Below are 16,380 nucleotides of genomic sequence, written 5' to 3' on the forward strand. Positions count from 1 at the left end.
ATTAGAAAATTTCAGTTCTGATGAAGATTTTTTGAATTTCATAGCAGCGCTACGAAATGAAAAAAAGTAGAATATAGGAGTGGAAATAGCAATTTTTTTAGCAAATTAAAAAAGTTTAAATGAGTTCTACATGCTGCTAGTATATACACAAAAAATTACACCAAGATTACGGTATACATTCAAACATCTTATTACGCGCATTTTAGGAATTCCTGTTGATTTTACAACAAAGATTGAAACGTTTATTGCGCACAATGAAGTGAAAATGTCATACGCAAAGCAACCGCTTGGAGATGAATTTTTTGTGCGTAGTCATGATTTATTGTTTGAACAAGGCGTTGGAGAAGTGGAATTTAAAGTATTAGAATGGGAAGATGTTCCTTGTTTTTTTATGGCAGGCGAAAAAAGTACCATTCCATATGATATATTTGCTGCAAGTTTCTATTTGTTAAGTAGATATGAAGAATATTTGCCGTATGTAAAAGATGAACACGGACGTTACAGGGCAACAGAAAGTCTAGCGTTTAAAAACAATTTCTTAACGGTGCCTGTAGTTGATATTTGGTGTCAGAAATTCAAGAGAATTTTAGAAGAGAATTTTGAAACCTTTACTGCAACTGATTACGAACAACGTTCATTTTCATACATGCCTGTGATTAATATCCCAATTGCGTATGCGTATAAAAAACGTGGAATGATTAGAACGTTTGGTGGTTATTTTACAGATATATTTCGATTGCGTTTTTCTCGATTCTTAGAGCGATCTGCAGTTTTGATAGGAATGCGAGAAGATCCATATGATAACTTTGAAGAATTCATCAAACTGCATAAAGAGCATAAAACCTTTGCACACTATTTTTTCCAAATTGGCGATTATTCAACGTACGATCATAATATTTCAGTCTATAAAAATGTATTTATCAGATTGATCAAAAATGTGTCTGACTATAGTAAAGTTGGATTGCTAGCTTCATATGATTCTTTGACAGATATTGAAAAATTAAAGATTGAGAAAAAACGATTAAACAGTATTATCAATCGTCCTATGAAACGTGCACGACAGCATTATAACATGTTGAGTTTGCCAAAATTCTATAGGAATCTAATTGACTTAGAGTTTACAGAAGACTATTCCATGGGTTATCATGACACACTAGGGTTTAGAGCCGGAACATGCAGTCCGTTTTACTTCTATGACATTGGAATGGAAATACAAACACCATTAAAAGTACATCCGTTTTGTATGGCATATTTAGGAAAGTTAGATACCATATTGCCAAGCGATGAAATCATGGAAATGGCATCAGAAATACAGAAAGTTAACGGTACTTTTATAGCTATATTTCACAATGTAGTATTGTCTGAAAATAATCAGGCATGGAAAGAATTATACATCAATTTATTAAAAGCGTACAACAATGCATAATGTCACAGATATCTTCTTTGATTTAGATCACACACTTTGGGATTTTGAGAAAAATTCAGCTTTGACCTTCAAAAAAATACTAGCAGAGAGTGCTGTTCCTGTAGATTTTGATCGTTTTTTAGAAATCTATGTGCCAATTAATTTAGAATTTTGGAGATTATTTCGAGAAGAGAAAATTTCCAAATCAGAGTTGCGTTACCAGCGCTTGTCAAAAACGTTTACACAATTAGAAGTTGCCGTTTCTGACGAAATGATTGATCATTTATCTGAACAGTACATTAAATATTTATCAACGTACAATCATTTATTTGAATACACAGAAGAACTGCTGGAAAAGCTTCAGAAAAACTATAGACTTCACATTATTACAAATGGTTTTAGAGAAGTACAACATAAAAAAATAAAGGCTTCAGGTATTTATGATTATTTTGAACATATTATTGATTCTGAAAGTGTAGATGTGAAAAAGCCAAATCCGAAAATATTTAATCATGCATTAGAATTGGCAAATGTAGCGCCAGAAAATTCAGTAATGATAGGTGATAGCTTTGAAGCAGATATTCAAGGTGCAATGGCGTTAAATATGCAAGTTATTCATGTCGATTTTGACAAAAAACACAATCATACATTATGTCCAATTGTGCGTCATTTAAATGAAATTGAAGAGATACTGTAATAAAAGTATCAAAGCGTCGTTTTTTTAATAGGTTGGTTGTTATACATAAGGTAACACCTTTTTACTTATTATCTTTATACAGAAAAACGATATAACTTTATTAGGAATACTGGCTAATCATCTTAAAAATTGATTCTTAAATGTTAAAACAAATCTTTCCCATATTACTTTTATTATTAATCACTTCTTGTGTAAAAGATGTGGATTTTGAACAAGCGGAAGATTTGTCAATTACACCTGTTTTAGAGGCAAGTTTACTATTTTTCGATTTTGCAGCTCCAGAATTTCAGGAACCTACCGGAACGGCATTAGTTATAGAACAAGACGCATTGGAACTCGATATTTTTAATGATGAGTTTTTACGAGATAATTTAGTTAGAGCAGAATTCTTTTTTGAAGTAACGAACTCAATTGATCGTACTTTTCGTGCAGACATTATTATGTTTGATGCAGATGGAAATGTCACCAATTCATTTGATATTTCGATTGCTGCAGGTGGAATGACCGAACAAATGGAAACGCATACGGAAGTCTTTGAAGGAGCAACTTTAGATCAATTGAAAAATACGACAAGTATGCAGTTCATTTTAACTATGTTTCCAAGTCTTACAGGCGATCCATTAGATGCTACAAGTACAGGAAACATAAAAATGCGCTCAAAGGCAACACTCTTTTTTGAAATCGATACAGAATAATTAATAGTGATTCCCAATTTTCTCAGGAAATAAATATGAAAAAAATCAGTGTCATACTATTCCTTTTCTCTTGTTTTGCCTATGCGCAGAACAAGCAATTGCTATATAATTTTACGGACATTCCACAATCATTATTGTCAAATCCTGGTGCAGAAGTAAATTATAAATGGCATGTTGGAATTCCGCTATTATCACACTTTCATCTAAGTGCTGGTGCATCAGGAACTTCTGCATATGATCTTTTTGTAGATGATGGTGTTGATTTTAATGAAAAACTAAGACGTGTTGTATACAGCATGGATCGAAATGATTTTTTTACCATCAATCAACAACTAGAAATATTTAGTGGCGGATTTGCCATTGGACCATCGTATGAAAAGAATAAATACCTCTCATTTGGATTGTATCAAGAACTGGATATAAACATATACTTTCCTAAAGATTATGCTGTATTGGCGTATGAAGGAAATCGAGATAACATTGGACGCGTATTTGATTTAGGAGATTTAAATGCTAAAGGAGAACTGATTTCTGTATTGCATGTAGGTTTAACGACAAAATTGAATAAAAAATGGACCTATGGTTTTCGTGGAAAAATATATTCTAGTTTATTAAACTTTAAGTCAACCAACAACAATGGTTCATTTGTAACTAGAGAAGGAACGGACAACTTTTACGAACATACATTTGATTTAGATTTGGAGTATCAAACTTCTGGATTTGCTTCGTTAGTTGATTTGGATAATGACGGTCAAAACGATTGGAATAAAAAAGCTATCAAAGAACTTCGGAAACGTGTACTTTTTGGTGGAAACTTAGGACTGGGCTTTGATGTAGGTTTTACGTATCATCCAAAAGAACAATGGACAGTTACGGGAAGTATTCAAGATATTGGATTTATACATCATGCTAAAGATGTAGAAACGTATACACTAAAAGGTGCATATACATTTGAAGGTGTCAATCCATTATTTCCTAATAACGGATCAGGTCAGACTGCTGATGAATATTGGGAAGAGATTTCAGATACTTTTGAAGATTTATTTGAGTTGGATACCATTACTAAAAAATATACATCTTGGCGTTCGCCGAAATTAAACGGTTCTGTTTCGTATAAATACGGCAAAAAAGTATTGAAAGAATGTAATTGCACAGCTGACGATGGTGATTATTTAAATGAAGTTGGATTTCAGGTGTATGCAATTGGAAGATCAAGAAGACCACAAACGGCCTTAACAGCCTTTTATAAGCGTCGATTATTTAGTTTTTTGAATGGAAAAATTACGTATACGGCTGATAGTTTCTCGAAAACAAATATTGGTTTGGGAATATCTTCACATATCGGAAATGTGAACTTTTACATACTGGCAGATAATCTTCTGGAATATCAAAATCTAGCAAAAGCGAACTATGCTTCTGTGCAACTTGGATTTAATTATATTTTTCCTATGTCTAAAAAGTAACGGATTACAATAAAATCCTTATTTTGGACGCTTAAATACACAATACTATTATTATGAAACGTTTTCTGGCAAGTATTATATTTTTATTCATTGTAACTTCTGGTTTTTCACAAGAATTAGATGGTTACAAATATGTAATAGTTCCGTATGAGTTTGAATTCTTGAAAAAGCACGACCAATATCGTGTAAATTCATTAGTACGTTTCTTGTTTAAAAAAGAAGGATTTCAAGTATTATACAATTCTGAAACGTTTCCACAAGATTTGGCAGATGACAGATGTATGGCATTATATGCAGATATTAGTGATGATTCAGGGATGTTTGTGACGAAAACAAAAATTGTTTTAAAAGATTGTTCTAATAAAGTTATTTTGGAAACTCAGCAAGGAACTTCCAGGATTAAAGCATATGAAAAGGCATATAATGAAAGTCTTCGAAATTCTTTTGCTTCTGTAAAAGCACAAAATTATTCGTACAAACCTGCTAAGCGTAAAAAAGTTGTGATGCCGCCAAAGCCAGTTGTAGTAGAAACTGTTCCGGAAAAAGTAAAAGAAGTGAAAGAAGAAGTTGCTCCAGCAAAAGAAATGGTTACTATTAAAGAAGTAAAGCCTGTAGCTGTAGAACCTGTATTAAAAGTAAAAACTGGAGTATTGTATGCGCAACCTTTGGAAAACGGTTTTCAATTAGTTGATAGTACGCCAAAAGTGATTATGGTTCTTTTAAAAACGGGTGTTTCTAATGTATATCTTGTAAAAGGAAGAGACGCAATTGTGTACAAAGAAAGCGGTAAATGGATGTTGTCTAAAGTCACAATGTCAGGAAATCAAGTTTCTCCATTGAATGTGAAGTTCTAGCTTTGTTTTTGGAATTGCGTTTTTAGGATTATTTCTTGATACAATTTTCTGTTGAAAATCACTCGAAATGACATTAGATTTATTTTTACCTAATACCTAATACCTAATACCTAATACCTAATACCTAATACCTAATACCTAATACCTAATACCTAATACCTAATACCTAATACCTAATACCTAATATTCATATTTATCTTTCCAGCGATTTTTTAAGAAATCACGAAGGCTTTTTTCACGTGGATTGCTTCCAGGATTGTAGATTTTAGTGTTTGAAATTTCATCAGGTAAGTATTCTTGTGCTACGAAATTATTGTTGAAATCATGCGAATATTTATAGTCTTCACCATATCCTAAATCTTTCATTAGTTTGGTTGGCGCATTTCGTAAATGTAATGGAATTGGCAAATCGCCAGTTTCTCGTACAATAGCTTGTGCTTTTTTAATTGCCATATAAGAGGCGTTACTTTTTGCAGAAGTAGCCAAGTATACAGCACATTGACTCAAAATAATACGCGCTTCAGGATATCCGATAATAGAAACTGCTTGAAATGTGTTCGTAGCAATTACTAATGCTGTCGGATTGGCAATTCCGATATCTTCACTTGCCGAAATTAACATTCGTCGTGCAATGAATTTTACATCTTCGCCGCCTTCAATCATTCTGGCTAACCAATATACAGCACCATTTGGATCGCTTCCACGTATCGATTTAATAAAAGCAGAAATAATGTCGTAATGTTGTTCACCAGTTTTGTCATACAAAACCGTGTTTTTTTGTACACGACTTAAAACTAATTCATCCGTAATGACAACTTCGTCAGTTTCTTCAGAATTAATAATAAGTTCAAAAATATTCAATAATTTACGTCCGTCTCCGCCAGATAGTTTTAGCAAAGCTTCCGTTTCTTTGAGCGTAATTTTCTTCTCTGAAAGTTGTGCATCTTCAACAATGGCACGTTTTAGTAACCGTTCTAAATCTTCTTTTCCAAACGGATTTAAAATGTATACTTGACAACGCGACAGTAATGCAGGAATAACTTCAAAGCTTGGATTTTCAGTCGTTGCACCAATTAAAGTGACCCAACCTTTTTCGACAGCGCCAAGCAATGAGTCTTGTTGTGACTTGCTAAATCGATGAATTTCATCAATAAATAATATTGGATTTTTAGTTGTGAACAAACCACCATCTTGTTTTGCACGTTGAATGACTTCACGCACATCTTTTACTCCGGAACTAATCGCGCTAAGCGTATAAAAAGGGCGATCGGAAGTTGTAGCAATAATATTTGCCAACGTAGTTTTTCCCGTTCCTGGTGGTCCCCAAAGTAGGAGTGAAGGAATAATACCTTGTTTTATTTGGCGTGTTAGGATACCAGTTTCCCCCACAAGATGTTCTTGACTTATGTAGTCTTCCAGTGTTTTTGGGCGAATGCGTTCTGCTAATGGTTCATTCATGGGTTAAAAATAAGATATTCGTAAGTAAGTGACAATTTTTCATGCGAATTCATCTTGGCTAATTTTTTGACTACTTGATTTAAAATTCTATATGAAAACCAAACAACAACATCCTTTTGTATTTACGCCAGAAGTAGTTTTACTGCCTTTTCTGTTTGTACTCGTCATTTGGTTTGTGTTTTGGTCAGAAGTGCGTTTTGGATTTCGATTTAATAATTATGGAGTATATCCACGAACTTTTAAAGGTATACGTGGTATTTTATTGAGTCCTTTTATTCACGGAAGCATGCGACATTTATGGAATAATACAATTCCATTATTTTTACTGAGTGCTGCGGTTATTTACTTTTACAGGTCGCAGCGTTGGACAATTTTTATTATAGGAGTGCTAGGTTCCGGATTAATTACTTGGGTTATTGGAAGAGAAGCCAATCATATTGGTGCAAGTGGGTTTATATACGTTTTAATGAGCTTTATATTTTTTAAAGGAGTTATTACGAAGTATTATCGTTTTGTAGCGCTTTCGCTGATTATTATGTTTTTATATGGTGGAATGTTGTGGTATTTATTTCCGATAGAAAAACATATTTCTTGGGAAGGTCACGTTGGTGGATTTGTTACAGGATTTCTCTTAGCTGTATTTCTGCCTGTTGTGTATACTAAAAATACGTACGAGTGGGAAAAAGAAGAGTTTGTCCCAGAAGATGATCCTTTTATGAAACATTTTGACGAGAACGGAAACTTCATTGAAACTTTGCCCGATGAAGTAGAAGAGGAGTTGCCCAAAATAAAGGTGAATTACATTTATGTGGAGAACTCTAAAAAAGACGAAGAAGAATAAATCACTTTATTGACGTTGTCTCACAATTTCATACAAAAAGGCTCCACAAGCAACAGAAACATTTAAAGAAGCGATTTCACCTAGTATTGGCAATTTAGCTTGATGATCTACAATTTTTAAGATAGATGGAGAAACACCTTTACCTTCTGATCCCATAACAATGGCAACAGGAACAGTAAAATCAACATCATATAATGTGTTTTCAGTTTTTTCAGTTGCAGCTACAATTTGAACACCTGAACTTTGTAAATGATAGATAGCATCTTTAACATGATCTACTTTACAGATTGGCATTTTAAAAATGGCTCCAGCAGATGTTTTTACAGCATCAGCATTTACAGGTGCACCACCTTTTTTCTGAACAATAATTCCATCAACACCTGTACATTCGGCAGTTCTAATAATTGCTCCAAAATTACGTACGTCACTTAGTTGATCTAAAATTAAAAATTTTGGAACACGTCCAGATTCAATAACATTTAGTACTAATGTATCAAGGTCATGAAATTCTACAGGAGAAACTAGTGCAATTACACCTTGATGATTTTTTTTGGTAAGTCTATTTAGCTTTTCTGGTGGAACAAACGAAGTACTGATTGCGTTTGCTCGTAAAAGTTGGTCTAATTCACCAAATAGATCACCTCTAAGACCTTTTTGAATAAAAACTTTATCAATAGTGCTTCCAGAGTTTATAGCTTCTATAATGGCTCTAATACCAAATATTTGAGTGTTGTTATTTTGCATGGGACAAATATAAAATAAAAAACCACCCAATTGGGTGGTTTTTTGTATATGTATGATAATATAATATTATTTCTACAATGGTGTGTAAACTGAAACACCGTTTTCTCCGTATCCTTCACAGAACCAAGAGATAGTTACAACTCCAGTAGCGATATCAACTTCGTTAACACCTCCACTTAATGGAATACAAGCTCCCCATGGGTCACCTTGGTCAGACCATTGGATTTTGTTACAAGAATTTCCGAATGTTACGTCGAAACTTGTTGCTCCAGTTCCATAAGCAGTTGTGTAAGGACCTCCATTATAAAGACCTCCTGAGAAATCTTGGATAAAGAAAGTTCCGTCACCGTTATCAACGATTTCAGTAACTTCAGTATTTGGGTTGAAGCTAGGTAAGAAATCATGGAATCCGTAGTTAGTTGTTACACTATACATTCCACCTAAGTCTAATGTAAGGTCACATACTAAGTTTACAGTATGAGAAGTGATAGAAGAACCATCAGCTAATCCAATTCCAATACCTCTAGTAGCAGTTTGTAAAACGATATCAAAAGTGATATCAGAAGATACTAATGCAGTAGCAGCAGTTGGAGTTACATTTAAGTCAATTAAAGCTGTATTAGAGTCAGCAGCAATTCTTACACTACCACTAGCACTAACAGCATCACTTGCTGAACCTACAACATCTACAAGAGTGTAAGTTATATCTAAATTGCTCTTGTTAATAGGAGCAGTAAAGTTTACTGGTATAGTAATAAGAGTCAAATCGTTATCTACAGACTGAGTTGTAGATGCGCTTGGAAACTCTATCCACCCTGATTCAGTATCAACAGAAAATCTACCATCATCATCTTTTGCACAGCTATATGCAAGTACCAAAACTAATGGTAAGATGAAAGCTTTTAATATTTTTTTCATAACTATGGTTGTTTATATTTTAGTTAAAGTATAAGTAGTTGTAGCTACAGAACCACAGATTTCTTCTGTATCCTCTGCAAATATCAATGTTATTGATGTATCATCACCAACTGTATAAGTTCCATTAGATGGACCAGGACCAAAAGCAATAGATCCACCACAACCAACTCCTGATGCTTGACCAGCAACAAGACCGTTAGATACAGTTTCTCCACATACTAAGTTGAAAGAGAAATCAGTTGGAGGGTTAGAGAATCCAAAACTTGGGTAACATTTAGCATTAAATGTTCTTTCAGTAGATGAAGAACCAACTACTAATTCAACAGAAATTCCAGTTCCTAAGGCAGGAGCAAATCCTGCAGCTCCGATACCACCAGATACGAAATCTAATGTGTACATACCAGAAGCAAATGTACTAGGAATTGGGCAAATTTCAACAATAGAAACAGTGTGAGAAGTTGAACTTCCAACAATTCCAGCTGAATCATCGATATTTAATATTAACGTTTTAGCGTCTGTTGTTAATCCAACATCGATACCAGTTACTGTAAAAGTACCAAAGTATTCGTTTGCAGGAATAGTAACAGTAGAACTAAAAGAATACATAGCAGCATCTGCAGTTGAAGCAGGGTCTGCACTTAAAGTTACACTTCTATCTGAAGTTGATAGTGTACTAACACCAACTGTTAATTGAACAGTGTTAGAGTCATTAATTTCAACTTCTAACGCAGAAGATGTCCCGTCGAAGAACGCTAACGTCTGTCCATTGACACCGTCATAAATTACTTCTTCAAAATCACCACATGATACTAAGAAAGCACATGCGATAAACAATTTTATAAAATTTTTCATTTTTTCTTAAGTATTAATTATATCCTGGAGTTTGAGTCATATTAGCATTACCATCTAATTCAGCAGCTGGTACAGGAAGTGTAAATCTATGGTCGTTAGCAGCAAGGTCACAATTAGATGTTCCACTTGTTCCTCCACAGTCTTCTAAAGCTTGAGATCTTACGATTCCAGAACCTGTAATATCACGAGTTCTTTTCAAGTCAATAAAACGGTGTCCTTCAAAACATAATTCTAATCTTCTTTCGAATAAGATATCTGTAATTGCTTCGTTGATGTTAGCATAAGAAGGAAGTGGAGCAGTTGTTCCAGTTCTAGCACTTCTTAATGTTTGAATCATCGTTGCAGCTCCTGAGAAATCAGTACTTCTAGCTTTAGCTTCAGCATTGATTAATACCATTTCAGAAGCACGGAAAACTTTGATATCATTTAAATATCTGTTTCCTCCAGATCCTGGGTATTTGTTAACACGCTCTTGAGTATCAGCAGCAAAATTTGCGTCAAGGTTTGTCCAAGTAGTAGTGTTACGAACATCTCCAGCAGGAATGATACTTACTAATTCATTAGAAACTTCAATAAAAGAACCTCCTGAGTTTGTAAACATCCAGTTTCCACCAGCTAAAGGATCTCCAACAACTCTATCAGCTTTGAAAATAACTTCTGTGTTATCTTCATCATCAAACATAGATACATACTGTGCTTGATTTGCTAATGGGTATTGACCAATTAACTGTTGAGATAATGTCATTGCTGTTGAATTGTCTCCTTCATATAAAGCCATTCTAGCTCTTACAGAAGTAATGAAACCTCTTGTAACTCTAGTAACGTCTGTTAATGAAGCATCAATAAATCCTTCAGCAGTAGTTAAATCAGATTTGATTCCAGTTAAAACTTCTCCAACAGTATTTCTAGTTGGTTGTTCGAAGATAACTACATAATCAATGTAAGGTACTGATTCAGTTGCAGCATTATAATCTTGAGAATAGAAAGCAGCCAAATCTAAGTGAGCTAATGCTCTGAAGGCGTAACATTCTCCTAAGATATTATTATAAGTTGCTTGTTCAGCAGCATCTTGTGGAGTAATTCCACCTGCAGCAGCAATAATACGGTTTAAACTATTAATAAACGCGTAGTTTCCTGTCCAGATTTGAGTAGCTCTAAATGTGTTAGCTGTAAGAATGAAGTTGTGCTCATTAATACGCTGTCCACCATTATCTTGTCCAACTTTAGTATCATCTGTTAAAATAGATGAGAAATCAAGGTTAGCTTCTGGTGTATAGTTAGCCAATGCTCCATTCATACCGATTACTAAATCGTTGACAGAGGTAAAGGCATTTTCTTCAGGAATCGTGTTCTCTGGTAAAATATCTAATGCATCGTTACACGAATATGTGAATGCGAGCAATAGAATTAATATTGATAAATTTATTTTTTTCATTTTCTTTTTTTTTAAAAGTTAACATCTAATCCTACTGTCCATGTTTTAGGTGTTGGGAATTCAAAGAAAGTCGAGTTAATGTTTGATTCAGGATCAAATCCTCTCCACTTAGACCAAGTTAAAAGGTTTTGTGCTTGAACATACATTCTTATACTTGAAAATAAATTTGTTTTCCCTAAAATGTCCTTATCTAATGTATATGCAAGAGTAACATTTCTTAAACGTAAGAAAGACGCATCCTCGATATAACGATCAGTTAATAAAAGTCTAGTAGAACCAAAAGCAGAAGATGGGATATCTGTGATATCTCCTGGCTGTTGCCATTCTCTTAAGATTGAAGTAGACTGATTAGAGATAGTTACTAATGTAGGATCCTCAACTACTGCTAAACTACCGTTGTATCTATACTGATCGATAGCATATGTAAATAAAGCATTTAAAGTGAATCCTTTGTACTGGATATTAGTTCCGAAACCTCCAACAAATTTTGGATCTTGAGTTTTGTCAAGAATTACACGGTCATCAGCTGAATATGTATCAGTAATGTTTCCATCGGTATCATAGTATAATGGAGAACCGTTAGCTGGATTAACTCCTGCCCAACGAACTGCATAGAAAGAACCAAATGGGTCACCTTCAGATAAAGCTGTACGTGTAGTTTCAATTAATCCATCACCTACTAATTTAGTGATTTCGTTTTTGTTGTATGCAATGTTTCCATTTACAGACCAGTTAAGTCCTTTTCTATCATCACTTCTAATGATATCATAGCTTAATGATAATTCAACTCCAGTATTCGTCATCTGTCCAACGTTCGCACTAAGGTTGTTAAAACCAGAGATTGTAGAAATTGGTCTGTTTAAGAATAAATCATCTGTAGTTGTTTTGTATAAATCAATAGTACCACTTAATCTGTTTTTCAACATTGCGAAGTCAATACCAACATTTGCTTTAATACTAGTTTCCCATTTTAAATCAGGGTTTCCTAATTGAGTAATCCAATAACCATTAGTTCCTTGGTATCCTTGTCCAGATCCGTTATAGTTTCCACCAGTATTTGTTGTTCCAACTAAGTTGAAAGCTCCAAATCGTGTACCTACTCTATCGTTACCTGAAGTTCCGTAACTACCTCTTAACTTTAATTCATTGATGAATTCAACATCTTCCATGAATTTCTCTTTGTGAATGTTCCATCTACCAGCTACAGACCAGAATGTACCCCATCTGTTAGTTTTACTAAATCTAGAAGAAGCATCACGTCTAATAGAAGCTTGAAGACCATATTTATCATCATAGTCATACTTAGCAACTCCAAAGTAAGAGAATAAACCTCCATTTGTATTTGTAGAGAAAGCAGTTGGAATATAGTTGTAAAGGTCATTGTTTGCACCTTCTGTTGTATTTCCTGCTGTGAAACCAGCTCCAACACCAGGTAACTTAGGGTCTAAACCGAAAGCTTCAAATCCGTAAGTGTCAAAGTGTTGCTTAACATATTCAGTAAAAGCAGAAACTTCTATACTGTGTACATCGCTAAATGTATTCTTGTAAGTAACAAAAGAGTTTGTATTGAATGTTACGTTTCTTTCAAATCTTTCAGCGTGAGCACCTTTAATAAGTGCAGCTGTAGGATTGTTTGTATCATTGTTTAAACCTCTTAAACTTCCAGGTGCAGTAATTGCAAGTCTATTAAATTGCTCAAAATCCATACCAATAGAACTTCCTACAGTTACATTTTTAGCAACTTCTAGTGTAGCTCCAATTTTACCAACAATTTTTAATTCGTCTTCAACAAATGTATTTAAAGTTGCAGTGTTCAATGCAACAATTGGTGAGTTCGCAAATCCTGTAGTTCCATTTCCAGTTAAATCAAGTGATCCATCTGCATTGTAAGGATTTAATGCAGGACTACCAATGTATGCATTAATGAAAGGGTTGTTTAATGAACCTGAACCAGGGTTAGCTGGACTATCATTAACACTATAACCCATCGTTAAGTTAGTTGTTAAATTGAACTTATTATTTGAAGAAGATACATTCGTGTTATTTCTTAAAGTAAAACGCTTTAAGTTACTACGTAATGTAATACCTTCTTGCTCAAAATACGCTAAAGATGTATAACTAGTTGTATTTTCTCCACCAGTAGTTACATTAACTTCGTGAGATAATGTAGAACCAGTTCTTAATAATATATCTTCCCATTTTGTATTTGTCTGAGCAGATAATGCAGCAATTTGAGTATCAGAGAAGTTGTTTAAACCTCTTTGTCTCTGGTACGTTAAATACTGACTAGAGTTCATTAACTCAAAGTTAGGATCAATAGCACTTGATTGTCCGTAAAGAGTTCTGTACTGAATACGAGTACCAGAATTCTTTTTACCTATTTTAGTAGTAACGATGATTACACCATTTGCAGCTCTGTTTCCATAAAGTGCAGATGCAGATGCATCTTTCAATACAGATACACTCTGAATGTCATTCGCGTTAATACTTCTAAAGTTATCTTCATTTACAGGAACTCCATCAATAATGAATAACGGCTCTTGGTTTCCATTAATAGAGTTTCTACCTCTTAATAGAATGGTACCACTATCTCCAGGCTGACCTGAACTAGTTTGGATGTTTAAACCTGCTGCCTGTCCTTGTAAGATGTTATCTATAGAAGCAACCGGAACTTGCTCTATTGATTCAGATTTCACTACAGAAATTGCAGATGCTACGTTTGATCTTTTTTCAGACCCGTACGCAACGACTACTACCTCTCCTAATGTATTGTCTGATTCTAATTGTACGTCTAATGTACTTCCTGCTACTTTAATTTCTTTTGCTTTGTACCCTATATAACTGATGATAAGCGTTTGCCCGTTGTCAGCTTTAATAGAATATTTACCATCAAAATCAGTAGTTATACCTTTAGATGTACCTTTGATTGATACAGTTGCTCCTGGTAATGGTAAACCGGTGTCATCGGTTACTGTTCCAGAGACAGTCTGTTGTTGTGCAAACAGAATCTGCACAAATAACGCTAGGAATAGCGTTAGAATTCCACTAAACTTTGTTCTCATTTTTTTAATTTATTTGAATTAGCTATCGCCAAAAATCCTAATTTTATGTTAATAATCCAATTTTTTTCTCTTAAAAATCATTTTAAATAATAAGTTTTTTAGAAAAAGATGACTTATTAGAAGGAGGAAAACCCTGTTACAGTCTTAGAAATGAAGGGGCTGCGACCCTAAAATGCATGTTATTTTCATAATTGCATAGTTTTGTTAAATATCTTAACGAACTGATAAAATACTCTGTATTAAGGAGATATTTTAGGGTTTTTAGTGAGTATCTAATGCAAATTTCACTTTAAAACACTGTGAAAGTAGTCATGTGTTTTAAAGTGAAATTTTATGATACCATTGACGCCTGTTTTGAAGTCAATTATTATTGTTTTAAAATCTTTGTAGTCGATACTTTTTGATTTGTGTAAATTTTTAAGATATACATACCAGTTTTCTCACTAGACAGATCAATTGTATTTTTGTCAGAAGTTAGAATTAGTGCTCCTAGTAAATTATAAACTTCTACTTTGTCAATGTTAGCATTGTTTATAGTAAGTATATTCTTTACGGGATTTGGCGTTACTGAAAAAGATAGATTGTTAACTTCATCGATGTTTAAAAGTGTACATCCTGTTAAATCTGGATTTAGTTCTACAGGTGCGCCAGGTGTTAAATCTCTGTTGGTGAATGCAGAATAATCACTAGCGTAGCGCAAAACTCTAAATGTTAGGTTTGGAGATGCAGTTGAATCATCGCCTTGAGAGAGAATTCCTGTTGGAGTAACTGGATTTATATATTCCCAAACAACTTCTTCTGTTGATGTAATTTCAAAAAAGCGTCCATCATCTCCGTCACAAATTAGGGTATTTCCGTTAGGAAGTCTTTGTGCACTTGATAGAATTCGAGAGTAAAATTCAGTTTCTACAGGGTCTTTATAGGTGTAATCTGTGCTTGTGGGACCGTATGCAGTTCCGGGAACATAAGTATATACACCTTCTGAGTCTTCAGGAGGAGTTATGATATCAATTTGAGAAACACTAGGAATACGAGTAAAACCATTATTGAATAGAATAATTTTTCGAGCATCTTGCAGTCCATCAGCAATGAAATGTGGGTAATGTTGACCAAATAATTTTTGGTCAGCCGCAACTCCTCTTTTGTAAGCTTGTGGATTTCCCCAGCGATATAAAAAATCTCCGCCTTTGTTTCTAGTTCCTCCAGAGCTTGTAGCGGCTTGAGCTGTAGTTGTACTATGATCAATGATATAAATTTCACTTAAAAGCCTTGAGCTTATTACAATTTGATCTAACCTTTCATCATACTGTATAGAGTTGAAATGTAGCCAATTTGCATTTCCTGCGGAATTACCTAAAAAGTTTATATCAAGTAATTGAGGGTTGTCTTCAACAACACCAAAGTTATCTTTTGCTGCGTCAACATCTTGAATAAGGTGGTCTTTTACGTTCCATTCCCAAACAATATTTGCACTATTTGTTCCTACAGGTTGTAGCTCTAGTATTTGCTCATTGAATAGTTTTCCTTGTGTAAGATTACTAAGATCTCGTCCTGCTTGAACTGCTTCTGCTTGTGTCATAGTGTCTACGGCAAGCATTAATATATTTCCATTTGGCATGGGAAATACATCATGATGTTGTGAAACAGTAGTAGATGAATAGGTGTATTCCCAAAGTAAATTACTATCCCAATCGTATAATTCCACTTTCCCTCCAACGCCTCCGAAGTTCACATCTGCATTTGTAATTCTTCCTGCGCGAAGTAAATTTCCGTTTTCTAAAAGATATACTGCATTTCCTGGGGCAACTGTACTTGTCCATTGATTTACGACTTCTCCGCAGTTATTTATTAGGTATGTTTCAGTATGTCCTGCAGGTGCGTATAATGTATACCCATCAAAAGTTCCTTGATTATTAACAATGGTTCCCACTGATATTTGTGATTTTACACAGAAAG

The 16,380-nt window shown here is 34.2% G+C and carries 13 protein-coding genes; 6 read left to right on the forward strand and 7 right to left on the reverse strand.

Going from position 1 to position 16,380, the window contains the following annotated elements; translation table 11 throughout:
* Positions 1-130: 130 nt before the first annotated feature.
* From ACUUYC_RS12810 to ACUUYC_RS12830, 5 genes are all read left to right on the forward strand, one after another.
* Positions 131-1,426: a polysaccharide deacetylase family protein gene (locus ACUUYC_RS12810; protein ID WP_474266276.1), complete on the forward strand. Its 1,296-nt coding sequence runs from the start codon at positions 131-133 to the stop codon at positions 1,424-1,426.
* Entirely contained in the window at positions 1,419-2,102 is a 684-nt protein-coding gene (locus tag ACUUYC_RS12815; protein ID WP_474266277.1) for a YjjG family noncanonical pyrimidine nucleotidase, read from the forward strand. The genes ACUUYC_RS12810 and ACUUYC_RS12815 overlap by 8 nt, the downstream gene beginning before the upstream one ends.
* 140 nt (positions 2,103-2,242) lie before the next feature.
* Positions 2,243-2,797, forward strand: coding sequence for a hypothetical protein (locus ACUUYC_RS12820; RefSeq protein WP_474266278.1), 555 nt, complete (start codon positions 2,243-2,245; stop codon positions 2,795-2,797).
* Positions 2,798-2,832: 35 nt separating this feature from the next.
* Positions 2,833-4,260, forward strand: a complete 1,428-nt coding sequence (locus tag ACUUYC_RS12825; protein ID WP_474266279.1) for a DUF5723 family protein — start codon at positions 2,833-2,835, stop codon at positions 4,258-4,260.
* 53 nt (positions 4,261-4,313) lie between these two features.
* Positions 4,314-5,114: a hypothetical protein gene (locus ACUUYC_RS12830; protein WP_474266281.1), complete on the forward strand. Its 801-nt coding sequence runs from the start codon at positions 4,314-4,316 to the stop codon at positions 5,112-5,114.
* Between the two features lie 180 nt (positions 5,115-5,294).
* Here ACUUYC_RS12830 and ACUUYC_RS12835 read toward each other — a convergent pair whose 3' ends face one another.
* Positions 5,295-6,572, reverse strand: a complete 1,278-nt coding sequence (locus tag ACUUYC_RS12835; RefSeq protein ID WP_474266282.1) for a replication-associated recombination protein A — start codon at positions 6,570-6,572, stop codon at positions 5,295-5,297.
* Positions 6,573-6,663: 91 nt separating this feature from the next.
* Between ACUUYC_RS12835 and ACUUYC_RS12840 the strand changes: the two genes are divergently transcribed.
* Positions 6,664-7,413 (forward strand): rhomboid family intramembrane serine protease, encoded by a 750-nt coding sequence (locus tag ACUUYC_RS12840; RefSeq protein ID WP_474266283.1) that lies wholly within the window; start codon positions 6,664-6,666, stop codon positions 7,411-7,413.
* Positions 7,414-7,419: 6 nt separating this feature from the next.
* On the opposite strand, the gene rlmB is transcribed toward ACUUYC_RS12840, so the two are convergent.
* The 6 genes from rlmB to ACUUYC_RS12870 all read right to left on the reverse strand — a co-directional run bounded on the left by rlmB (position 7,420) and on the right by ACUUYC_RS12870 (position 16,354).
* Positions 7,420-8,157, reverse strand: coding sequence for a 23S rRNA (guanosine(2251)-2'-O)-methyltransferase RlmB (gene rlmB, locus ACUUYC_RS12845; protein ID WP_474266284.1), 738 nt, complete (start codon positions 8,155-8,157; stop codon positions 7,420-7,422).
* Between the two features lie 72 nt (positions 8,158-8,229).
* Entirely contained in the window at positions 8,230-9,075 is an 846-nt protein-coding gene (locus ACUUYC_RS12850; protein WP_474266285.1) for a hypothetical protein, read from the reverse strand.
* 12 nt (positions 9,076-9,087) lie between these two features.
* A complete protein-coding gene (locus ACUUYC_RS12855; RefSeq protein WP_474266287.1) occupies positions 9,088-9,927 on the reverse strand; it encodes a hypothetical protein in 840 nt (279 codons plus the stop codon).
* 13 nt (positions 9,928-9,940) lie between these two features.
* Complete coding sequence (locus ACUUYC_RS12860; RefSeq protein WP_474266289.1) at positions 9,941-11,362, reverse strand: RagB/SusD family nutrient uptake outer membrane protein; 1,422 nt, start codon at positions 11,360-11,362, stop codon at positions 9,941-9,943.
* A gap of 11 nt (positions 11,363-11,373) precedes the next feature.
* On the reverse strand, positions 11,374-14,424 hold the full coding sequence (locus tag ACUUYC_RS12865) for a SusC/RagA family TonB-linked outer membrane protein (protein WP_474266290.1): 3,051 nt from the start codon (positions 14,422-14,424) through the stop codon (positions 11,374-11,376).
* 367 nt (positions 14,425-14,791) lie between these two features.
* Positions 14,792-16,354, reverse strand: a complete 1,563-nt coding sequence (locus tag ACUUYC_RS12870) for an aryl-sulfate sulfotransferase (RefSeq protein ID WP_474266292.1) — start codon at positions 16,352-16,354, stop codon at positions 14,792-14,794.
* Positions 16,355-16,380 lie beyond the last annotated feature (26 nt).

Source organism: Kordia sp. E (assembly GCF_056033805.1).